21 protein-coding genes are annotated in these 19,979 nt (G+C 70.7%); 10 read left to right on the forward strand and 11 right to left on the reverse strand.

The features are described 5' to 3' along the window. Nucleotides 1-19: 19 nt before the first annotated feature. Nucleotides 20-280, reverse strand: coding sequence for a hypothetical protein (locus tag U2P90_RS14010; RefSeq protein ID WP_322472621.1), 261 nt, complete (start codon nt 278-280; stop codon nt 20-22). Nucleotides 281-350: 70 nt separating this feature from the next. Between U2P90_RS14010 and U2P90_RS14015 the strand changes: the two genes are divergently transcribed. Then, entirely contained in the window at nt 351-1,316 is a 966-nt protein-coding gene (locus U2P90_RS14015; RefSeq protein ID WP_322472622.1) for a metallophosphoesterase family protein, read from the forward strand. Between the two features lie 146 nt (nt 1,317-1,462). Here the strand turns inward: U2P90_RS14015 and U2P90_RS14020 are convergent, their stop codons facing one another. Both U2P90_RS14020 and glp read right to left on the reverse strand, forming a co-directional pair. Further along, entirely contained in the window at nt 1,463-2,815 is a 1,353-nt protein-coding gene (locus tag U2P90_RS14020) for an alpha/beta hydrolase family protein (RefSeq protein ID WP_322472623.1), read from the reverse strand. A gap of 147 nt (nt 2,816-2,962) precedes the next feature. After that, the gene (gene glp, locus U2P90_RS14025) at nt 2,963-4,156 is read right to left on the reverse strand and encodes a gephyrin-like molybdotransferase Glp (RefSeq protein ID WP_322472624.1); all 1,194 of its coding nucleotides are present in this window, start codon (nt 4,154-4,156) and stop codon (nt 2,963-2,965) included. 349 nt (nt 4,157-4,505) lie between these two features. Here glp and U2P90_RS14030 point away from each other — a divergent pair, with 349 nt between their 5' ends. From U2P90_RS14030 to U2P90_RS14040, 3 genes are all read left to right on the forward strand, one after another. Beyond that, the gene (locus U2P90_RS14030) at nt 4,506-5,261 is read left to right on the forward strand and encodes a CAP domain-containing protein (protein WP_322472625.1); all 756 of its coding nucleotides are present in this window, start codon (nt 4,506-4,508) and stop codon (nt 5,259-5,261) included. Between the two features lie 117 nt (nt 5,262-5,378). Further along, entirely contained in the window at nt 5,379-5,855 is a 477-nt protein-coding gene (locus tag U2P90_RS14035; protein ID WP_295814433.1) for an FKBP-type peptidyl-prolyl cis-trans isomerase, read from the forward strand. A 124-nt stretch (nt 5,856-5,979) separates the two neighbouring features. After that, a complete protein-coding gene (locus tag U2P90_RS14040; protein WP_322472626.1) occupies nt 5,980-6,690 on the forward strand; it encodes a spermidine synthase in 711 nt (236 codons plus the stop codon). Between the two features lie 24 nt (nt 6,691-6,714). On the opposite strand, the gene U2P90_RS14045 is transcribed toward U2P90_RS14040, so the two are convergent. Together U2P90_RS14045 and aspS are read right to left on the reverse strand one after the other, a co-directional pair. Beyond that, on the reverse strand, nt 6,715-7,455 hold the full coding sequence (locus tag U2P90_RS14045; RefSeq protein ID WP_322474707.1) for an alpha/beta hydrolase family protein: 741 nt from the start codon (nt 7,453-7,455) through the stop codon (nt 6,715-6,717). Between the two features lie 50 nt (nt 7,456-7,505). Continuing rightward, the gene (gene aspS / locus U2P90_RS14050; protein WP_322472627.1) at nt 7,506-8,846 is read right to left on the reverse strand and encodes an aspartate--tRNA(Asn) ligase; all 1,341 of its coding nucleotides are present in this window, start codon (nt 8,844-8,846) and stop codon (nt 7,506-7,508) included. A 481-nt stretch (nt 8,847-9,327) separates the two neighbouring features. On the opposite strand from aspS, the gene U2P90_RS14055 reads away from it, so the two are divergent. From U2P90_RS14055 to U2P90_RS14070, 4 genes are read left to right on the forward strand one after another with little or no spacing between them, the layout of a single operon-like run. Then, a complete protein-coding gene (locus tag U2P90_RS14055; RefSeq protein ID WP_322472628.1) occupies nt 9,328-9,867 on the forward strand; it encodes a TetR/AcrR family transcriptional regulator in 540 nt (179 codons plus the stop codon). Then, nucleotides 9,855-11,132 carry an MFS transporter gene (locus tag U2P90_RS14060; protein ID WP_322472629.1) on the forward strand — a complete coding sequence of 426 codons (1,278 nt, stop codon included), beginning with the start codon at nt 9,855-9,857 and terminating at the stop codon, nt 11,130-11,132. Before U2P90_RS14055 ends, U2P90_RS14060 begins: the two co-directional genes overlap by 13 nt. Continuing rightward, nucleotides 11,129-11,989: an HpcH/HpaI aldolase/citrate lyase family protein gene (locus tag U2P90_RS14065; RefSeq protein WP_322472630.1), complete on the forward strand. Its 861-nt coding sequence runs from the start codon at nt 11,129-11,131 to the stop codon at nt 11,987-11,989. The genes U2P90_RS14060 and U2P90_RS14065 overlap by 4 nt, the downstream gene beginning before the upstream one ends. Continuing rightward, complete coding sequence (locus tag U2P90_RS14070; RefSeq protein WP_322472631.1) at nt 11,986-12,459, forward strand: MaoC family dehydratase; 474 nt, start codon at nt 11,986-11,988, stop codon at nt 12,457-12,459. The genes U2P90_RS14065 and U2P90_RS14070 overlap by 4 nt, the downstream gene beginning before the upstream one ends. A gap of 18 nt (nt 12,460-12,477) precedes the next feature. Here the strand turns inward: U2P90_RS14070 and U2P90_RS14075 are convergent, their stop codons facing one another. The 5 genes from U2P90_RS14075 to U2P90_RS14095 all read right to left on the reverse strand — a co-directional run bounded on the left by U2P90_RS14075 (nt 12,478) and on the right by U2P90_RS14095 (nt 17,829). After that, nucleotides 12,478-13,206: an MBL fold metallo-hydrolase gene (locus tag U2P90_RS14075; RefSeq protein WP_322472632.1), complete on the reverse strand. Its 729-nt coding sequence runs from the start codon at nt 13,204-13,206 to the stop codon at nt 12,478-12,480. A gap of 15 nt (nt 13,207-13,221) precedes the next feature. Beyond that, nucleotides 13,222-14,106: an ABC transporter permease gene (locus tag U2P90_RS14080; RefSeq protein ID WP_322472633.1), complete on the reverse strand. Its 885-nt coding sequence runs from the start codon at nt 14,104-14,106 to the stop codon at nt 13,222-13,224. Further along, complete coding sequence (locus tag U2P90_RS14085; protein WP_322472634.1) at nt 14,103-14,978, reverse strand: ABC transporter ATP-binding protein; 876 nt, start codon at nt 14,976-14,978, stop codon at nt 14,103-14,105. The genes U2P90_RS14080 and U2P90_RS14085 overlap by 4 nt, the downstream gene beginning before the upstream one ends. A 449-nt stretch (nt 14,979-15,427) precedes the next feature. Next, nucleotides 15,428-16,405 (reverse strand): SDR family oxidoreductase, encoded by a 978-nt coding sequence (locus tag U2P90_RS14090; RefSeq protein ID WP_322472635.1) that lies wholly within the window; start codon nt 16,403-16,405, stop codon nt 15,428-15,430. Between the two features lie 26 nt (nt 16,406-16,431). Continuing rightward, the gene (locus U2P90_RS14095; protein ID WP_322472636.1) at nt 16,432-17,829 is read right to left on the reverse strand and encodes a mercuric reductase; all 1,398 of its coding nucleotides are present in this window, start codon (nt 17,827-17,829) and stop codon (nt 16,432-16,434) included. 165 nt (nt 17,830-17,994) lie between these two features. Between U2P90_RS14095 and U2P90_RS14100 the strand changes: the two genes are divergently transcribed. Further along, nucleotides 17,995-18,516: an NUDIX hydrolase gene (locus tag U2P90_RS14100; RefSeq protein WP_322472637.1), complete on the forward strand. Its 522-nt coding sequence runs from the start codon at nt 17,995-17,997 to the stop codon at nt 18,514-18,516. After that, complete coding sequence (locus tag U2P90_RS14105; RefSeq protein ID WP_295819938.1) at nt 18,513-19,412, forward strand: bifunctional riboflavin kinase/FAD synthetase; 900 nt, start codon at nt 18,513-18,515, stop codon at nt 19,410-19,412. Before U2P90_RS14100 ends, U2P90_RS14105 begins: the two co-directional genes overlap by 4 nt. Nucleotides 19,413-19,415: 3 nt before the next feature. Here U2P90_RS14105 and U2P90_RS14110 read toward each other — a convergent pair whose 3' ends face one another. Beyond that, a complete protein-coding gene (locus tag U2P90_RS14110) occupies nt 19,416-19,937 on the reverse strand; it encodes a DUF6174 domain-containing protein (protein WP_322472638.1) in 522 nt (173 codons plus the stop codon). Nucleotides 19,938-19,979: the final 42 nt, after the last annotated feature.

A 19,979-nucleotide genomic window follows, 5' to 3' on the forward strand; every position in this document is an offset into this window, starting at 1 on the left:
AGGGTCAGCTCCCCCCCCGTCAGCTCTCGGTGTCCGGATCGAGCCCTTCGGCCTGCTCCAGCGCCCGGTTGGCCTCGACCATGGAGGCATCCCCACCGCCGACCAGATCCGTGACCTCCTGGGCACTCAGACCGTCGGTGGTGGGCACCGGAACGCCCGGCGCGTCGGGCAGGACGTCGGGGAGATGGCCCTGCTCGGCGGCTTGGTCGTCGCGGACGGGTTCTGTGTGCGGCATCAGGGTGGGATTCACGGGCAGGGGATCGCGGTTATCGGTGGGCATACCCCAGCTTGGGCCACCCGCGTCAGCTCCGGCTGATGCCCGGCTCAAGGAACCGTGATGAACTGCGGACGTGCCGCGCCTCTTTCTCCTGCTCCTGCTGCCGCTGATGCTGTCGGCCACGCCACCAGTTCCAAACGCGCCGGCAGCTACCGTGCGAGTGGCGATCCTGGGCGACTTCAACGGCCCCTACGGCAGCATCACGTACCCTCCCGCGCTGGGTCGCAGCATCACGCGCATCACACAGGAGTGGCAGCCTGACGCCGTGCTGTCGGCCGGCGACCTGATCGGGGGGCAGAAGGCCAGCCTGACCGACGTGCAGGTGCGGGCCATGTGGGCCGCCTTCGACCGGGACGTGCGGCGACCTCTGGCCGACGCTGGAATCCCGTTCGTGTTCACGCTGGGCAATCACGACGCGAGCCCCGCCGCCCCCCGCGACCGGCGCGAGGCACGGGCGTACTGGGCGGCGCACGTGCCGGACGTGACCTCCACCGACCGGGCTGCGTTCCCGTTCCGCTCCAGCTTCACTCTGGCCGACGGCTCGGTGTTCGTGGCGTCGCTGGATGCCAGCGGGCCGGACGTGGACGCCGCGCAGCGTGCGTGGCTGGCCGCACAGCTCGCGTCGGCCCCGGCACGGGCGGCGGGCCTCCGCCTGGTCGTGGGGCACCTGCCGCTGGCCGGGGTGAGCGCCGACAAGAACCGCCCCGGCGAGGTCATCCGCGACGCCGACGCGCTGCGGCAGGTCATGGAGGCGGGCGACGTGCTGCTGTACGTCCACGGGCACCACGCCGCGTACTACCCCGGTCGGCTGGGCCGTCTGAACATCCTGTCCAGCGGCGGCATCGGCGGGCGAGACTACGTGGGCCATCCCGGCACGGCCCGCTCGACCATGACCTTGCTCACGCTGTTCCCGGCGCAGCGCCGCGCGACCTTCGAGACGGTGGATGCGGACACGGGCGCGGTCGTCCGCACCGAGACCCTCCCCGCCCGGATCGACGGACGGGGAGGGCCGCTGCTGCGGGTCGGCGAGTTCCGCTAAGTACGTCGTAGCTACCATTACGAGCTTCCGCGACAGCGCCGGAATCTCTCCATTCTCGCTACGACGTACTTTTTTCGATACTCGCTCTGCTTCGCAGCTCTGCGAGTCCGCTCGGTTGATCTAAAGATCAACTTCGATCTACTTAACTATTTCGGCATCAGCTTGTACAGCTCGATCCCGCGTGCCGTCCGATCTTTGAATCCCTTCCAGGACGTGTCGTCGGGTTTGGGGGTGCCGTCGGCGTTGCGGCTGAACTTGATGTCGTTGGACTTCTGCACGGGAACGTTCAGGTACTCGGCGGCGGCAGCCTGGCCCTTGAGCTTGAGGTTCAGGAACGCCGTCACGAAGTGCTGGTTGAGGTTGTTCAGGCGGCCCAGATCCCACGCGGGTTCGGCGTAGTGCATGTAGTCGTCGAAGTTGCCCAGGGACGCGGTAGGCGGCGGGTTGGGGGCGCTGTTGTGCGAGGCGTTCTGGTACACGACCATGTACCGCTCCGTGTTCACGGCGTTCTCGAACAGGGGTTTCACGCCGCCCTCGTAGAAGGCGACGTCGTCGCGGTCGCCGACGATGAACATGGTGGGCACCTTGAGGTTCGCCAGCCCGGCATCCTCCCAGAAGCCGTACTTGCCGCCGAAGTTCACGCCGATGGCCTTCACGGCGGCGTCTCCGCCCCACGGCGCGAGGGCCACGACGGCCTTGATGCGTGGATCGACCGTGTAGTTGCCGACCTGCCGCTGCGCGAACGCGCCGCCGGGCACCAGGGGGGCCATCTGCGGGCCGAAGCCGGCCCCGGCGGCGTTCAGCGCGCCGTACCCGCCCATGGAGTACCCGACGATGCCGGTCTGGTCGGCATTCACGACGTTGCTCAGGAACGACCCGCTGCCGGCCGCGCCCAGCCGCGCCATCTCGCCGATCACGAACGTGTCGTCCAGCGCGCGGTTCACCAGGGTGCTCGCGAATGCCGCCTTGTCGCCGTGCGTGGAATCGGTGTGGTCGATCGACGCCACGATGTACCCCTTGCTCGCCAGGTTCTCGCCCAGGTACGACATCAGGATGCGGCTGCCGGGGTACCCGTGCGACAGGATCACCAGCGGGAACGGCCCGGCCTGCACGGCGGGCGCGTCGCGGGTGGCGCGGCCCGGCGTCTCGAAGGGGGTGTTGGGCCGTCTGGGGTCGCCGGGGCCACTGCCCAGGACGTCGGGGTACGTGGTGCTGCCGCTGCCGCTCACGCCGGGCGCGGGGTACCACACCTCCACGGTGAGCGGGCGGTCGTAGCGCGGGATCGCTCCCTCCTTCGGCGCATTCACGATGTCCTGCTGGCCCCTGTTCACGAGGTTCAGGGTGCGGACGCCGACGGCGTACTGCCCACGGGCAGCGAGTTCCGGTGCGTCGGGGCGCGTGTCGCCAGGCACGGTCAGGGGGGCGGGGGCCACGGTCTGGGCCGCCGCCAGCGGAACCGTCAGCAGGGCCAGGGACAGCGTGAGACGGGATCGGTTCATGGGTCGACCTCCAGGGCGCGGCCACCTAAACGGATGGCACGTGCCCGTGAACAGTTGTTCAGTGCAGAGCACAGCCTACCGTCCCACCGCCGGGTCAGCGCCAGATCAAGACGTGATGAAGGCCGGTACCTGTTCCCCCGACCTGTCCTACAGCAGCACGACCTGCACGTCGTCGCCCGCCGCGACCGCGCGGCCCTCGGGCACGATCACCAGGGCGTCGGCGTCGCTGAGCGAGCGCAGGATGCCGCTGCCCTGCCTGCCGTAGTCACGCACGGTGCCGCCGTCGATCACACCGCGCCAGAACGCCGTCTTGTCCGGCAGGGCGCGGAAGGGTGTGGCGGCCCGCAGGGTCAGCGACTGGAGGGATTGGCCGGTCAGGGCGGGGCGCACGATCACGTGGAAGACCACCAGGGAACTGACCGGATTGCCCGGCAGGCCGATCACCGGCAGGCCCTGCCACCCCCCCAGCAGCGCGGGGCCACCGGGCCGCATCCGCACCTTCCAGAACGCCACGCGGCCATGCTCGATCAGCAGGTCGCGCATGAAGTCGTATCTGCCCATGCTGACGCCGCCGCTGGTGACCAGCAGGTCGGCCCCGCCCGCGCTCTCTATGGCGGCGTGCAGCGCGTCCGGCGAGTCCGGCGCGTGCCCCAGCATCAGCACGTCGCAGCCGCACTCGCGCAGCATGGCGGCCAGGCCGTAGCGGTTGGAGTCGTAGACCTGACCGGCACTCAGGGGCTCGCCGGGCTCCACGACCTCGTCGCCGGTGCTCAGGAGGGCCACACGGTGGCGGCGGCGTACCGCCAGCTCACGGTGGCCCAGCGCGGCAGCCAGGGCCACGCGGGGGGCGGTCAGGAGCAGGCCCGCCGCCATCACGTCATCTCCGGCACGGAAGTCGCCGCCCTCGGGGCGGACGTCGCCGGGGCTGGCCGGACGGCGCAGCAGGACGTCGTCGCCGTCATCAGCCAGTTCCTCGACCGGGCAGATCGCCTCGGTGCCGGGGGGCATGGGCGCGCCCGTGTAGATGCGCGTGCACTCGCCCTCGCCCACGGTGCCGGTGAAAGGCAGCCCGGCGCGGCTCTCCCCGACCACGCGCAGGCGCACCGGGGCCGCCGCCGTGGCCGCCCACGTATCGGCCTCGCGGCATGCGATGCCGTCCAGGGCACTCTCGGTGGCGCTGGGATGGCTGACCAGGGCACCCAGGGGCGCGGCCAGGGTGCGGCCCAGGGCGTCCGCGAGGCCCACGGTCTCGGTCGCGGGGGCGGGGAGCAGGGCGGCCAGCATCTCGCGGGCCTGCTCGACGCTGACGTGCATGGGGAAGTCCGGGCGGGGAGCGGTCATGAAGGCAGGATAGGCGTGGGCGGTGATCCACGCGTCCCTGCCGTCCGTACCATGACCTCACATGATCCGCCGCGCCGTGCTCGCGCTGCTGCTGTTCGCCGTTCTCTTCGGGCTCGGCGTGGCCGGCCTGTGGGCGGCCGGCTGGCTGCCGGGGCAGCGGTCTGGGCCAGAGGCAGCCTCCTCCACGCCAGCGCCGTCACCGGAACCGGTGGGTGTGCCTCCGACAGTGGTGGTGCCGCCGCTCCCAGCGCCAGAACCGGTGCCACCCGAAGCAGCCACGCCTGAGCCGACCTCCCCGGCACCTGCCACGCCGGCGTCTCCTCCACCGGCACCGGCCGAGCACTCTCCAATGACATCTGTAAACGCAGTGCGGGCACTGGCCGGGGTGGCGGCGGTCACCGGCGAGCCCGACTGGGCTCCAGGCTGCACATCTCACGCCCGGTATCTGGTGCGAACCGACCGGGGCGAGCACCGCGAAGACCCGGCCAGCCCACACCGCACGGCGGCGGGCGAGACCTGTGCGGCCGGACACTATTTCGTGTCGTCGCAGGCGGACTCTGGCGCTGAGCGGGCCGTGGCGTACTGGGCGACCGGTGCGTTCCACCTGCCGCAGCTGATCGACCCGCGCCTGTCCCGCGCGGCGCTGGGCGTGGCGCACGACGACTCGGGCCCGGTGCAGTCGGCCGCCGTGCTGGACGTGCAGCGGGGGCTGGAGGGCACGGGCACGTACCCCGTGCGCTTTCCCGCACCGGGCCGCGTGAGTCCCTACACGGTGGCCGCCACCTCGGAGTGGCCCGACCCCATGGCGTCGTGTCCGGGGAACCCGGGGCCGCTGGGAGCGCCGGTGGCGCTGCTGCTCGGCCCGGACACCACCGTGCGCAACGCCGCGCTGAAGGTGAACGGCCGCCCTGTCGCGGCGTGCCTGCTGACCGCGCAGACCTTCCAGGGCGGGGCGGAGGCGGACACCCAGGCGGGGCGGAACGTGCTGGCAGCGCAGGGCGCGGCAGTGCTGCTGCCCCGGCGACCGCTGCCCGCCGGAGCAGCCGTGCGGGTGAGCTTCGTGACCACGGCCGGGCGGGTCAGCTGGGCCTTCCGCGTGCGCTGAGCGCGGATAAACGGCGACCGATGATTCCCACATGAAAAAACCGGGTCATTCCCGCCACGCAGGCCAGGGGGTACACTCCGGGGGCTGCACCACCTCACCGCAGGATCGGAGACCCCCATGAACATCACCCAGGACAAAGTTGTCGATCTCGACTACAAACTCACCGTGAACGGCGAGGTCATCGACCAGAGCGAGTCCGGCGAGCCCCTGACGTATCTGCACGGCCACAGCAACATCATCCCCGGTCTGGAGAAGGCCCTGGAAGGCCACACCACCGGCGACCGCGTGCAGGTCACCGTGGCTCCCGAGGACGGCTACGGCGCCCGCGACGAGGAGAACGTCGAGGAGCTCGACCGCACCGACTTCGAGGACGACGTGGAGATCGGCGCGACGTACTACGCCCAGGCCGAGGACGGCAGCGTGATTCCCTTCACCGTGATCGCCGTGAACGGTGACACCGTGCAGGTGGATTTCAACCCGCCCCTGGCCGGCGAGACCCTGAACTTCGACGTGACCGTGCTGGGCGTGCGCGACGCCACCCGCGAGGAACTCGACCACGGGCACGCCCACACGCCCGACTCGCACGACCACTGAGTCAGCTTTCTGACCGCGCCGCCCGGAACAGTCCAGGCGGCGCGGTTCGTTGGTACCGCGTGGGCGGGTACACTCCCGTGATGCCCGGTTCCTTTCCTGTTCCCTGCCCCCGGACGGCCGCGCCGTGAAGCCCTGGGTGCCGCTGGGCCGCGCCACGATTCCTGGCTCGCCCGACGCGCTGGAACTGTGGCAGCGCGGCGAGGAGTTCAGCATCCGCATCAGCGGCTATGTCAGCGAGCTGATGAACAGCCGCCAGCACGCCAGCGAGGAAGCACTGGCGGATTACGCCGTGCCCCTGGTCGCCGGGCGGCCCCACCCGCACGTGCTGGTCGGCGGCCTGGGCATGGGCTTCACACTGGCCGCCGCGCTTCGCGGTCTGGGCCAGACCGGGGTGGTCACGGTCGCGGAACTCGTGCCCGAGGTCGTCGAGTGGAACCGGGGCCCGCTGGGCGAGGTCGCGGCCCACCCGCTGCGCGATCCCCGCACGCGTGTCCACGTGGGCGACGTGGCGGGGCTGCTGCGGGCCTCCCGGCAGCAGTTCGACGCCGTGCTGCTGGACGTGGACAACGGCCCCGAGGGCATGACCCACACCGGCAACGACTGGCTGTACGCGCCGAAGGGACTGGCGGCCATCCGCGCTGCCCTGCGCCCCGGCGGCGTGCTGGCCGTGTGGAGCGTGGAGGCGGTGCCGCGCTTCACGGCCGCGCTGGAACGGGCGGGTTACGCAGTGGACGTGCGGCGGGCACGGGCACGTGAGGCCAGGGGTGGATGGCACACCATCTGGGTGGCCCAGACCCAGGTGAGCCAGAGGCGAACCCGAGCAGCGCGAGAATGAGCAAGGTTCCAGAGACGGCCTGCCCTACCCCCCGGTGAGGAACCGCGCCGTCTCGCGCAGCAGCATGTCCACGTGATCCAGAGAGTCGAAGGTGTGGCCCGCGCCGGGAATGGCGACGGCGTCCGCCCCCAGCGCCCGGGCGTAGCGGACGCCGAACTCGGGCGGGCAGGTCTGGTCGGCGTCCCCGTGGAACACACGGGCCTCGCCCCCCCACGTGGCCACGACCTCCAGCGGGCGCAGGCGCACCATCTCCTGAAGGAAGTCGCGGCCGACCGGCCAGCCGCCGTAGTCCGTGATGGTCGGGGGCAACAGACCGCCGCGCAGGAAGGGCAGCCACAGCTCGGGCAGGGCGGGGGCCCACAGCGCCAGCCGGTGCGGATTCACGGCGGGCGCACTCAGCGCCGCGACCAGGCCGCCCATGCTGAAGCCCAGCAGCATGGTGCGCTCGGGGTCGAGACCGGGCTGGCGGCGCAGATACGCGAAGGCGGCCTGCGTGTCCTCGACCTCGCGCGACACGGTCATCTCGCTGAAGTCGCCCTGCGACTCGCCGCTGCCCCGGAAGTCGAAGCGCAGGCTCGCCACGCCCCGCGCCGCCAGGAAGCGCGACAGCAGCGGCAGCAGCCGGTGGTCGCCGCCCCGGTTGCCGGTGAAGCCGTGCAGGATGACCACGCTGGGCCAGCCGTGCGCCGGGGCCGTGCCATCGGGGCGGTGCAGCATGCCGTATACACGCTGCCCGCCCACCGTGAACTGCGCGAACTCTTCGATCAGTACGTCCATACCTGGATGCTAGCCCGCCCGGGCTGGAGCGACTGGACTTACGGCGTGAGCCGGTGGCGGTCGCGCGGGAAGGCGCGGGCGTAGCGCACGTTGCTGATCCCCAGCAGCTTGGCCGTCAGGCGCTCGGCCCCGATGGCGAAGCCGCCGTGGGGAGGCATGCCGTACTTGAAGACCTCGGTGTAGCCCTCCAGCGACTCGGGCTTCAGGCGGTACGCCGCGATGGACTCCATGAGCATGGCGTGGTCGTGGATGCGCTGCCCGCCGGACGTGATCTCGATGCCCCGGAACAGCAGGTCGTAGCCGCGCGTGATGTCGGTGCTCTGGGTGCCGTCGGGGTTGGCGTCCGGGTGGGCGTAGAAGGGCCGGGCGGCGCGGGGGTACTTGGTCACGAACACGAAGTCGCTGCCGTGTTCCTCGGCGTAGTGCTGGCTCAGCAGTCGCTCGGCCTCGGGGTCGAGATCCTTGCCGCCGACCTGGTGCCCGTACTTCTCGGTGACGAGCGCCCGGGCGTCCAGCAGCGTGATGCGGGGGATGTGGGCGGGCACGTCGGGGATGGTCGCGCCCAGCAGCGCGAACTCGGCCCCGGCCCGCTCGCGCAGGCGCACCATGATCGCGGCCAGCACGCGGTTCTGGAGGGCCATCACGTCCTCCTCGTCGTCGATGAAGCCCATCTCGACGTCGAGGCTCAGGTACTCGTTCAGGTGGCGGCTGGTGGCGTGCTCCTCGGCGCGGTACACGGCCGCGACCTCGAACACCCGCTCGAACACGCCCACCATGATCTGCTTGTACAGCTGCGGGCTCTGTGCCAGGTACGCCGGGTGCCCGAAGTAGTCGATGGGAAAGAGGTTCGCGCCGCCCTCGGCCCCGGCCGACACGATCTTGGGCGTGCTGATCTCGGTGAAGCCCTCGGTGATCAGGTGGTCGCGGAACCCTGCCACGAGTTCAGCCTGCACCTTCAGCGCGGCGCGCTCCTTGAGGCCGCGCACCGTGACCACGCGGTAGTCCAGCATGGTCTCGGGGTTCACGTTCCATTCCATCTTGGGAATCTCGACCGGGGGAGCCTCGACCGCCGCGCTGATCACACGGAAGTCTGAGATCTGCACCTCGTAGCCGCCCGGCGCCTTGGGGTGCGCCTTGACGGTGCCGGTGATCTCCACGCTGCTCTCCGAGAGCGGCAGGCTCAGGCCGCTGCCCACGCACTGCGTGATACCGGACACGTCGCGCAGAACGACGAACTGCACGCCCCCCAGGTCGCGCCGGGCGTGGACGAAGCCCTGGAGGCGCACCTGCTGCCCGTCGTGCGCGGCGAGGTCGCGCGTGAAGGTGCGGGGCAGGGACTGGGCGGGGGTCTCGGTGGCGGGCTGGGGTTCCGTGGTCATGGGGCTCCTTACGGGGTGTTGGACTTCACTGGAACGCCCCCGACTCCGTGGTGGGGTCGGGGGCGCGGCAAGCGGCGTGGCGTCCCCTAGCGAGGATCGTCATTCACGTTGTTCGCAGCCGCGATCATGCCGGGCAGTGTAGCCGCCGTGCGCCGGGATGGTCAACGACCGGAACTAGGCAGCGGGGGCACCGTACAGTCACGGGCTTTCTTTCAACTCAGAACCCACGCGAACCACACCGTCCGCTCCGGAGCCCAGTCCCCTGGGAAGGAGCGAAGAGGATGTGCCAGACGGGTGTGTCCTTACCTCCCCATAAAAGAAGGTGGCCCGGAGGAGCGGACTCGTAGAGCTGCGAAGCAGAGGGGTCGCACGCAGCCCTATCGAAACCACAATCCCCTGACCGTGCCGTCCCCCCAACCAGACTACGGTATCCGATCATAACCCTCTTCCTTACCGACCGTCTGGACGGTATGTTAAATCCATGCCCCGCACCCGCGACCCAGAGCAGACCCGAGCCCGCCTTCTGGAGGCCGCTGCCAGCGTGCTGCTGGAGGTCGGCCCGACCTTCTCGCTGGAGACCGTGGCCCACGCGGCGGGCGTGAGTAAGGGCGGTCTGCTGCACCACTTCCCCAACCGCGAGGCGCTCGTGCTGGAGCTGGCCCGCGACCTTAACCGCCGGTTTATGAACCGGGTCGCAGCCGTCCACGGCAACAGCGTCACACCGCCAGGAGCGTGGCTGCGGGCCTACATCGAGGTCAGCTTTCAGGAGGATGCCCAGGAACGGTCGCTGATCGTGGCGCTCTCGCCGCTGCTGGACAGCGTGCAGATGCTGGACAGGCTGGGGCCGGAGCTGGGCGAGGCCACCCAGGCCGCCCGCATGGACGGGATCCCGGTCGGCCGTGCCCAGGCCGTGCGCCTGGCCTGCGACGGGTACTGGTCGGGCCAGTTCATCCACGCGACCCGCCTGGACACGGCCGAGGCCGCCGCGCTGAAAGAGGAGCTGATCGCATGGACACGCTGACCCCGGCCACGCTCCACCCCGGCCCCGGCTGGCAGCGCCGCTACTGGGCAGTGTTCGTCGGGCAGGCGCTGTCGCTGATCGGCTCGGCCCTGACGCAGTTCGTGCTGCTGTGGTGGATCACCGACACCACCGGCAGCGTGGCCGCCCTGAGCACCGCCGGCATGGCGGCCCTGCTGCCCCAGGCGCTGCTGGGGCCACTGGGCGGCACGCTGGCCGACCGCTACAGCCGCCGCGTGATCATGATCGTGGCCGACACTGTGAGCGCCGCGTGCATGGTGGTGCTGATCGTGCTGTTTGCCACCGATCAGGTGCAGCTGTGGCACGTGTACGTGATGATGTTCATTCGCAGCTGCATGCAGGCGTTCCAGGCACCGGCGTCGGCGGCCAGCACGGCCATGCTGGTGCCGCCGGAGTTTCTCGACCGCGCCGCCGGACTGAACCAGACGCTGATGGGCATCATGACGATTGCCGCCGCGCCGCTGGGGGCGCTGGCGATCTCGGTGATGCCGCTGGGCGCGGCCCTGTCGATCGACGTGGTCACGGCGCTGCTGGGACTGGTGCCGCTGCTGATCTACTCCATTCCCCAGATCCGCACGCCGCGCGCTGAGCGCCGCAGCGTGTGGGCCGAATTCCGCGAGGGCGTGGACACCGTGTGGCAGCACCCCGGTCTGCGCCGGCTGTACCTGCTGCTGGCCGTGGTCGTGCTGACCATCATGCCGACCTTCACCCTGACCCCGCTGCTGGTCAAGGCGCACTTCGGCGGCGGCGCGGCGCAGGTCGCGCTGATGGAGGGCCTGTCGGGGGTCGGCATGATCGCGGGCGGCGTGCTGGCCGTCGTGCTGGCACCGAAGAACCGGATCGTGACCGTGCTGCTGGCCCTGGCCGTGTCGTGTGGCACGCTGGCACTGACAGCCCTGGCCCCGGCGCAGACCTTCTGGCTGGGCGTGGTGTGGTGGGTGGTCAGCGGCCTGAGCTTCTCTTTCGGGAACGCGCCCATGACCGCACTGCTCCAGAGCGGCGTGCCCAACCAGCTCCAGGGGCGGGTGCTCTCGCTCCTGAGCACCGTCATGGGGCTGGCCGGGCCGCTGGGGCTGGCGATCGCCGGGCCACTCGGGCAGGCCATCGGCGTGCGGGGGCTGTTCGTCGTGGGCGGCACCCTCAGCGCCGTGGTGTGCGTGCTCGGCCTGCTCTCGCCCACCCTGCGCGGGCTGGGCCGGGCAGCGCAGGGCTCCCCCGCCGTGCCCCGGCTATCCTCGGAGCCATGACCCTGGCCGTGGCCCGCCCCCGCTCCGTGCTGTTCGCCCCCGGCAACCGCCCGGAGCTGATCGCCAAACTGCCCCGCAGTGCCCCAGATGCCGTGGTGATCGATCTGGAGGACGCCATTCCGGGTACGCCGGACGCGAAGGCCAGCGCCCGCCCGGTCGCCCGTGACGCCGCCCGCGACCTGATCGCCGCCGCGCCGAAGCTGCCGGTCTTTGTGCGCGTGAACGCCCCGCACTCGCCGTATTTCGCGGACGATCTGGCCGTGCTCACACCGGAACTGGCCGGGGTGGTCGTGCCGAAGCTGGAGGCCGTGGCAGACGTGCAACTCGTCGTGGACGCCATGGGCACCCACGGCCTGACCCTGCCCCTGCTGGCGGGCCTGGAGACCGGCGCGGGCGTGTGGCACGCGCACGACATCCTGAGTCACCCTGCCGTGGCCTGGGCCTACTTCGGCGCGGAGGACTACGTGGCCGACCTGGGCGGCACGCGCACGCCGGGCGGCCTGGAGGTGCTGTACGCCCGCTCGCAGGTGGCGCTGGCGGCGCGGCTGGCGGGTGTGGCCGCGCTGGATATCGTCGTGACGGCCCTGAACGATGCCGACACCTTCCGCACCGACGCCGCGCAGGGCCGCGCCCTGGGCTACGCGGGCAAGCTGTGTATCCATCCCGCCCAGGTCGCCCTGGCGCACGAGGTCTTCGGCGCGACGCCCGCCGAGGTCGCCCGCGCCCACGCCCTGCTGGACGCCGCGCACGCCGCTGGGGCAGCCGGCCACGGGGCCTTCAGCTTCGAGGGGCAGATGGTGGACGAACCCATGCTCGCCCGCGCCCGCGCGATCCTGAGCCAGGAGGACAGCGCATGAATGAGGATCTGGAACGCCCCCAGGGCCGCTGGTTCGAGGAACTGCCGGTCGGCACGGTCATCCGCCACCGCATCCGCCGCACGGTCACGGAGTCCGACAACATCCTGTTCACCACGCTGACCATGAACCCGCAACCGCTGCACCTGGACTTCGAGGCCGCCGCCCACAGTGAATTCGGCCGCCCGCTGTTCAACTCCATGATGACCCTGAGCGTGCTCGTCGGCCTGAGCGTGCACGAGCTGAGCCTGGGTACCCTGGTCGCCAACCTGGGCCTGACCGACGTGACGTTCCCCCGGCCCGTGTTCCACGGCGACACCCTCCGCGCCGAGTCCGAGGTGGTCGAGGCGCGGGAGAGCCGCTCGCGGCCCACGCAGGGCGTGGTGACTGTCGAGCACCGGGCGTTCAATCAGCACGGTGAGCTGGTCGCGCAGTGTAAGCGGACGATGCTGATGCAGCGCCGGCCCGGGTAACGGACGGCACGAACGGACTTAGCTGGACAGGCCCCGGAGCTGCCCGGCGGCGTCCTGGGTGACCAGTCCGCCGTGGTACGCGAGGATGGTCTGCACGTCCTCCAGCCCGCCGAGTTTCCTCACGGACTCCAGCGCGGTCGGCATGTCCGGGGTGGCCCCCGCATTCGGGCCCTTCAGGATGCCGTCCTCGGCGGTCAGGGCGTCGCCGGTGATCAGGGTGTGGCTGCCGGTCACGTACACGCTGGCGTGGCCGACGGTGTGCCCAGGGGTGGCGATGATCCGCAGGCCGCCCGGCAGCTCCTCGCCGTCGTGCAGGGTGCGGGTCACGGGTACCTTCACGGGCGGGCGGGTCAGCATGGCGCGGCGGCCCTCGGGCAGGTCGGGGTCGGCGAGCAGGCGCGCGGTTTCCTCTTCACTGGGCATCTTCTGCGAGCGCTTGCGGCCGTCGATGTACGGGGCCTCGGCCTCCAGCGCCAGCACCGGCGCGCCCGTGCGCCCCACGATGTCGTCCAGGCTGCCGATGTGGTCGAGGTCGTGGTGCGTGACGATGACCTGCGTCACGTCGCCCAGCGAGAATCCGGCCTCGCGCAGCTGCGCGTCGATCAGGTCGGCCATGCCGGGCAGGCCGGTGTCGATCAGGGTCAGCGTGCCGTCTGGCATGACGACCGCCGACGGGCGGAACACCCGGTGGGTGCCGTTCACGTTCGTTTCGAGGTCGAGGACGATCAGATCGTTGACGCGGTGCATGTGCCCACGCTACGCCTACCCGGCGCGCTTGAGCTTGCCCGTTCGTTTAGCCCACGTCTCGGCCCTGCCGAACACGAACAGGCCCAGCGGAATGGTGACCGCCCCGAACAGCAGCAGGATGCCGAGTTCCGGCAGCACCGCGCCCAGCCCCACACCCAGCTGGAAGGCCGTGCCCGTGCCGTTCACGCCCAGGATCTTGCGGCAGGCGTCGAGCGCGTACGTGGCGGGCGACAGGGCACTGATCGGCTGAATCCACGCCGGCAGTACGCTGACCGGGTAGTACACGCCGGAGATCAGCAGGAACACCGCCTGGATGATGTTCGTGGCCTGCGCGCCGTTCTCGGTGCTCATGACGGGCAGCACCGCCGCCATCAGGCCGATGCCCATGAAGCCCAGCGAGGCGACCATGAACACCACGAGGCACTGCAGCACCTGAGTGACACTCGCGCCGATGTCCACGAACAGGCCCATGAACAGGAACACCAGCACCCCGCGCAGCAGCGCGTACGCGCCCGCGAAGAGGCTCACGCCCACGAGGTGCGTCAGGCGGCTCACGGGGGCCATGAAGGTGTACTCGATGGTGCCCTCCCAGCGCTCGTAACTGATCGAGTTGGCGATCTCGCCGAACAGTCGGCCCAGGAACGACCACATCACCGCGCCCAGCAGCAGCGTCAGGGTCAGGCGCGGGTTCTGCGCCGCCACGCCGATCAGCATGATCGACGCCGCCGAGACCATGTCGTAGAACGTGAACACGAGCACCCACGACCAGTACCGCCGGGTCAGGTGGAAATCGCGGAACACGAAGGCGAAGGCCGCGCGGATCTGGTGCGCCAGCGTGCCCGGCGTCGTGCGCGCCGGATCGGGCGCGGGCGTGGGCGGGGAGGCGTGCGGGGTGGTCATGCGGTCTCCTCTGTGGCCAGGTCTTCCCCGGTCAGCTCGATGAAGGCGTCCTCCAGCGTCCTGCCGGGGCCCGCCAGCGCGCGGAGCTGCTCGGCGGTGCCCTCCGCGACGAACTTCCCGCCGCTGATGAACGCGATGCGGTCGCACAGACGCTCGGCCTCCGGCATGTCGTGGGTGGTCAGGATGATGGTCGCGTCGTGCACGTCGCGCAGTTCCAGCACGAACTCCTGCACGTCCCGGCGGGACTTGGGGTCGAGGCCGGTCGTCGGCTCGTCGAGCAGCACCACGATGGGACTCGTCAGAAACGCGCGGGCGATGGCGACCTTCTGCTGCATGCCGCGGCTCATCTCCTCCAGCGGCTCCTGGAAGGCCTTGTCCTTCAGGCCCAGGCGGCGCAGCGTCACCAGGGCACGCTCCTCGGCCACGTGGCGGTCGAGGCCGTACAGCTGCGCCGAGTACAGCAGGTTCTCGCGCGGCGAGAGCTTCTTGTAGAACGCGGCGTCCACCGACACGCGGTTCAGCAGCCGCCGCACCTGCGCCTCGTCGCGCACCACGTCCAGCCCGAACACGCTGACCGTGCCCTGGTCGGGGATCAGCAGGGTGCTCATGGCGCGGATCAGGGTGCTCTTGCCGGAGCCGTTGGGGCCCAGCACGCCGTAGATCTCGCCGCGGCGCACGTGGAAACTCACGTCATCCACCGCGCGGCTCTCAGCGTACTGCGGGCGCAGCAGCGTCCCGCCCGACCTCTTGCGGAAGCCCTTCACGAGGTTGCGGACATCCAGCGCGATCTCGCGCGCGCTCAGGTCACGGTTGGGAGCGGACATGTCCACGGACGCCCGCGGGGACGCCGCCGGGGAAGCGGTTACGGTCATGACAGAACCTCCAGGGGAATGGAGTGCAACGACAGGTCAGGCCACACGCCGCAGCGCGGCGGGGCACGCGCCGGGGCCGGGCCTCAGCGCTTCGGGCAGATGACGTCGTCGCTCATTGCCCCCAGCGTAGCCGCACGCCGCTGGAGGGGCGATACGCGTAACGGCGTACGGAGCAGACCCGAGCTTGGCGGAGTCTTCATGTGTGGCCCCGGTCTGGTGGAGTCCGCGAAGGGAGGGCGCTGGTCGCCCGCTCCCTGTACCGCACAGGCCTTCGACGCTCCTTCCGTCGCTGCGCGACGACGGCACGCGGGCACGCGATCCACACCCGCAGACCGTCGAGAGGCGCGGATGATGCCGAAATCGCGCGCTCAGCAGCCCCTGACGCCTCCACCGACCGTCGCACGCGACCCGTGACGTGCTGACGCTCACGGTGCCCGGCGCAGCGCCGCTTAGCCCCGGCTCCGCGCCACCAGCGCGTCCATCGTCGCGTCCATTGTTTCGTCCACCCGCTGGCGGGCGGGGTCGGCGTCGTACCACGCCATGATCTCCCGCGCGCCCTGGTGGAAGGGGATGGTGCACCGGAAGTCCGGGACGATCCGCCGGATCTTGCGGTTGTCGAAGATCATGGAGTGCGCCTTGTCGCCGAGCAGCCCCGCGCCCCACTCGGGGTCGGCGGCGGCGATGACGTCGCTGGGGACGTGCACGAGGTCGGCCTTCACGCCGGCGGCGTGGGCGACCATCTCGTAGATGGCGTTCCACGGGAGCCACTCGTCGCCGGTGATGTGGTAGGTCTCGCCGATGGCGGCGGGGTGCCCGAGCAGGGGCACAAATCCTTTCGCGAAGTCGGCGTGGTGCGTCAGCGTCCACAGGCTGGTGCCGTCGCCGTGCACGACGACAGGCCGACCCTGCCGCATGCGGTTCACGACTGTATACCCGCCGTCGAAGGGCAGCAGCGTGCGGTCGTAGGTGTGCGAGGGCCGGACGATGGTGACGGGGAAGCCGCCGTCGCGGTACGCGCGGATCAGGCGATCCTCGCAGGCGATCTTGTTGCGGGAGTACTGCCAGTGGGGGTTTCTCAGGGGCGTGCTCTCGGTGACGGGCAGGGTCTGGGGCGGCGTCTGGTACGCGCTGGCCGACGAGATGAACACGTACTGGCGGGTGCGACCGGTGAACAGGGCGAGGTCGGTCTCGATGTGTTCGGGCGTGAAGGCGACCCAGTCGACGACAGCGTCGAACTCGTGGTCGCCGAGGGCTGCGGTCACGGAGGCGGCGTCACGGATGTCGCCGGTAAGGACATGCGCGCCCTGAGGGGTAGGGCGCGAGCTTTCGCCGCGGTTGAGGAGATACAGCTCCACACCGCGGTCAAGGGCGAACTGCGTGCTGGCGCTGGAGATGATGCCGGTACCGCCGATGAACAGGACTTTCATGCGTCACTGTACCGCCGCCGTCCTCTTCAATCCTGGCCGGTGAGTGTCTCGGGCGTGGTCATGAAGAGGTTGTTGATGCTCTCGCACAGGGTGGGATGCGCAAAGGTGGTGTCCCGCAGGTCGGTGGCGGTCAGGCCCCCCTGCATCGCCAGTTGCAGGGCGCTCATGATCTCGCCGCCCTCGGGGCCCAGCACGGTCGCGCCGAGCAGCAGGTCGGTCGCTTCGTCCACCACGGCACGCATCACGCCGGCGGTCTGGCCGGTCTCGATGGCACGGGCGACGCTGGTCATGGGCAGCGTGTACACGCGGGTGGGGCGGCCGAGGCTCCGGGCCTGCGTGCGGTCGATGCCCATGCGCCCGAGCTGCGGATCCGTGTACAGCGTGTACGGCACGATCCGGCCCTCCGTGCTGCGCTGCGTGCCGTGCAGCAGGGCGTCGCGGACGATGCGGTGGTCGTCGTAGGAGATATGCGTGAAGGCGGGGCCGCCCTTGATGTCGCCCAGGGCATATACGCCGTCGGCGGCATTCAGATGGTCATCCACGACGATGAAGCCGTGCCGGTCGAGCTGCGCGCCGGTGGCCTGGACGTTCAGCGTGTCGGTGTTCGGCACGCGGCCCACGGCGACGAGCAGGTGCGAGCCGCTCAGGGATTCGTCCCCACCATCCCCGGTGATGTCCAGGGACAGGGTGTCGCCGTGGCGGACGACCCGGCGGGCCTGTGCGCCCAGCCGGAAGGTGACGCCCTCGGCCTCCAGCACGCCCTGGAGCGCGGTGACCACGTCGGCGTCCTCGCGGGGCAGGAGGCGGTCGCCGGCCTCGACGACGGTCACGCGGCTGCCCAGGCGGGCGTACAGCTGCGCGAATTCCAGGCTGATGTACCCGCCGCCCAGGATCAGCAGGTGCGCGGGCAGTTCCTTCAGGAGCAGGATGTCCCTGGAGGCCATGGCCCCCACGCCGTCCAGGCCGGGCAGGTCGGGCCAGCGGGGGCGCGCCCCGGCGTTGATGACCACGTGGTCGGCACTCAGGGTGTGGGCCTCGCCGTTCACGGTCACCTCGACCTGCCGCACGCCGGTGAAGCGGGCGTCGCCGCGCAGGAGGGTCACGCCGGCCTTGCGCAGCGCGGCCTCGCTGCCCTCGCGGAAGGCCTGCACGATGCCCTGCGTGCGGTCGACGATGCGCGGCAGGTCGACGGTCGGCGTGGCGTCCACGCCGAGGTCGTGCGATGCACGGGCGAAGTGGGCAGCGCGGGCGCTGGCGATCATGGTCTTGGTGGGCGTGCAGCCCTCGTTCACGCAGGTGCCGCCCACGTGCCCGCGCTCGATCAGGGTGACGTGCCAGCCGGCCTTTGCCAGCGCGCCGGCCAGCGGCCCCCCGGCCTGCCCCGCCCCGATGACCAGGGCGGTCTGTGGAGTCGGGTCAGGCATGGCGGGCCTTCGGGGCGGAGCTGTGCGGCGTGCAGTTCATGGTGCCTCCGGGAACGAGAATGGGTCTCTCCAGCAGTACGGGTGCGCGGGGCGCGGGGTTCACCCAGGCCACCAGTCTGGGGCCACGGCGTGCCGTGGTGGCAAGAAACCCTCTACGATCGGGACATGAACGACGCAGGCAGGGACACGAAGGTCATCTACGACGGGCACATCGTGCGGCTGGAACTGATGGACGGGAAGTGGGAGATCGTGCGGCACGCGGACGCGGTGGCGGTGCTGGCCCTGAACGACGCGGGCGAGATGCTGCTCGTGCGCCAGGAGCGCCGCGCGGTGGGCGCGGTGACGGTGGAGGCCCCGGCCGGGCTGGTGGACGACGGCGAGGACGCCGCGGCGGCGGCCCGGCGGGAACTCCAGGAGGAGGCCGGGCTGGACGGCGACATGGAGAAGCTCACGCACTTCTACGCCAGCCCCGGCTTCTGCGACGAGGCGCTGACGGTGTTCCACGCGACGAACCTGCGCGAGAGCAAGCTGCCGCACGACGAGGACGAGGACATCGAGGTGCTGTGGATGAAACCCCAGGCGGTGCTGGACGGATTGAAAGACGGCACGCTGGTGGGCAGCGCGTCCACCGTGACGGCGGCGCTGTACGGGCTGCTGCGAACCGCGCCCGTGGCACCGGGCCGGTGAAGACCTACGTCTCCCCCAGCCAGCGCCCCGACACCGAGACGGTCGTGGCGGTGGGATCGTTCGACGGCGTGCATCTGGGTCACCAGGCGCTGATCGCGCAGCTCAAGGCCAAGTCGCGCCAGCACCGCGTGCCCAGCGTGGTCTACACCTTCGACCCGCCCACGCGGGTCCTGATGCAGGGCGTGGAGTTCCTCTCGACCCTGCCTGAGAAACTGGATCTGCTGACCCGCTACGGGGTAGACGAGACGATCGCCGTGCCCTTCACCTCCGAGTTCGCGGCGCGGCCCAAGGACGCCTTTCTGGACGACCTGCGCTCACTGCGGCCCCGCACGGTCGTGGTGGGCGAGGACTTCCACTTCGGGAAGGGCCGGGCGGGCGGCGTGGATGACCTGCGCACCGTCGCGCCGGAGGTCGTCGCCCTGCCCATGCACCAGCTCGGCGGCGAGGACATCAAGAGCACGCGGATCCGCGAATACCTGAAGACCGGCGATGTCCAGGGCGCGCAGCGGCTGCTGGGCCGCCACTACGACGCGCAGGGCGTGGTCGTGCAGGGCGACCGCCTGGGCCGCACCATCGGCTTTCCCACCGCGAACATCCGCGTGCCCGACGGCAAGGCGCTGCCGCTGGGCGTCTTCGCGGTGGTCGTGCTGGCCGACGACGGCACCCGCTGGCACGGCGTGGCAAACGTGGGTTTCCGGCCCACGGTGGACGGCAAGGCGCGGCGTTTCGAGGTCAACGTCTTCGATTTCGACGGCGACCTGTACGGCCAGGAGCTGCAGGTCAAGTTCTTCGCCCACCTGCGCGGCGAGCAGAAATTCAGCGGCCTGGACGAGCTGAAGGCCCAGATCGCGCGGGACGCCCAGGCGGCGCGGGACGTCTTGCGCGACGTGCGCTGATCGTCAGCGGGTCGGCGTAAAGGTCGTGACCGTCCACTCGCCGAAGCCGTCGGCGATCCCGGCGTCGCCAAGACCGCTGTAGAGGTAGGTCGGGTGGCCGGTCTGCGCGTCGAAGGTGACGCGTACCTCGGGGCACGTCCGGCCGCGCTGAAACGCGAGTGTCCGGGCGATGTCGTCGAAGCGCTGTTCCATGGTCTGTCTCGCCAGCGGGTTCGGCGTACCCTCCTGGCCAGGCAGAATCGCGGTGCTGACCGCGCGGCCCGCCCGGACGGTCACGCGGGTATCCGGGAACAGGACGGGCGCAGCGATCTGGTGCAGGTCGTAGGTGTACGAGGTCACGCCGGAGGCCGTCCAGCGGGCACGGGCCGCCTGGAGATCCCGGCTCAGTGCCGCCAGATCCGGGCGCACGTAGCCGTCACGGCAGGTGCGGGGAAGCGGCGGCTGACCGGCGGGGGCACCGCCGCCACCGGCCACGGCGGACGTCAGGCTCAGGGCGGCGAGGGCAAGCAGCACGCGGCGGGTCATGCCGGGCAGCGTAGCGGCCGCGTCTGACGGTCAGCTGAGCGG

The organism is Deinococcus sp. AB2017081 (assembly GCF_034440735.1).
GTDB lineage: Bacteria > Deinococcota > Deinococci > Deinococcales > Deinococcaceae > Deinococcus > Deinococcus rufus.

Excerpts from the sequence above, each read along its gene's own strand:
- U2P90_RS14020 (WP_322472623.1), bottom strand. The coding sequence starts at position 2,815 with ATGAACCGATCCCGTCTCACGCTGTCCCTGGCCCTGCTGACGGTTCCG.
- U2P90_RS14080 (WP_322472633.1), bottom strand. The coding sequence starts at position 14,106 with ATGACCACCCCGCACGCCTCCCCGCCCACGCCCGCGCCCGATCCGGCG.
- U2P90_RS14065 (WP_322472630.1), top strand. The coding sequence starts at position 11,129 with ATGACCCTGGCCGTGGCCCGCCCCCGCTCCGTGCTGTTCGCCCCCGGC.
- U2P90_RS14090 (WP_322472635.1), bottom strand. The coding sequence starts at position 16,405 with ATGAAAGTCCTGTTCATCGGCGGTACCGGCATCATCTCCAGCGCCAGC.
- U2P90_RS14110 (WP_322472638.1), bottom strand. The coding sequence starts at position 19,937 with ATGACCCGCCGCGTGCTGCTTGCCCTCGCCGCCCTGAGCCTGACGTCC.
- U2P90_RS14030 (WP_322472625.1), top strand. The coding sequence starts at position 4,506 with ATGACATCTGTAAACGCAGTGCGGGCACTGGCCGGGGTGGCGGCGGTC.
- aspS (WP_322472627.1), bottom strand. The coding sequence starts at position 8,846 with ATGACCACGGAACCCCAGCCCGCCACCGAGACCCCCGCCCAGTCCCTG.
- U2P90_RS14075 (WP_322472632.1), bottom strand. The coding sequence starts at position 13,206 with ATGCACCGCGTCAACGATCTGATCGTCCTCGACCTCGAAACGAACGTG.
- U2P90_RS14100 (WP_322472637.1), top strand. The coding sequence starts at position 17,995 with ATGAACGACGCAGGCAGGGACACGAAGGTCATCTACGACGGGCACATC.
- U2P90_RS14035 (WP_295814433.1), top strand. The coding sequence starts at position 5,379 with ATGAACATCACCCAGGACAAAGTTGTCGATCTCGACTACAAACTCACC.
- U2P90_RS14085 (WP_322472634.1), bottom strand. The coding sequence starts at position 14,978 with ATGACCGTAACCGCTTCCCCGGCGGCGTCCCCGCGGGCGTCCGTGGAC.
- U2P90_RS14010 (WP_322472621.1), bottom strand. The coding sequence starts at position 280 with ATGCCCACCGATAACCGCGATCCCCTGCCCGTGAATCCCACCCTGATG.
- U2P90_RS14095 (WP_322472636.1), bottom strand. The coding sequence starts at position 17,829 with ATGCCTGACCCGACTCCACAGACCGCCCTGGTCATCGGGGCGGGGCAG.
- U2P90_RS14055 (WP_322472628.1), top strand. The coding sequence starts at position 9,328 with ATGCCCCGCACCCGCGACCCAGAGCAGACCCGAGCCCGCCTTCTGGAG.
- U2P90_RS14060 (WP_322472629.1), top strand. The coding sequence starts at position 9,855 with ATGGACACGCTGACCCCGGCCACGCTCCACCCCGGCCCCGGCTGGCAG.
- U2P90_RS14070 (WP_322472631.1), top strand. The coding sequence starts at position 11,986 with ATGAATGAGGATCTGGAACGCCCCCAGGGCCGCTGGTTCGAGGAACTG.
- glp (WP_322472624.1), bottom strand. The coding sequence starts at position 4,156 with ATGACCGCTCCCCGCCCGGACTTCCCCATGCACGTCAGCGTCGAGCAG.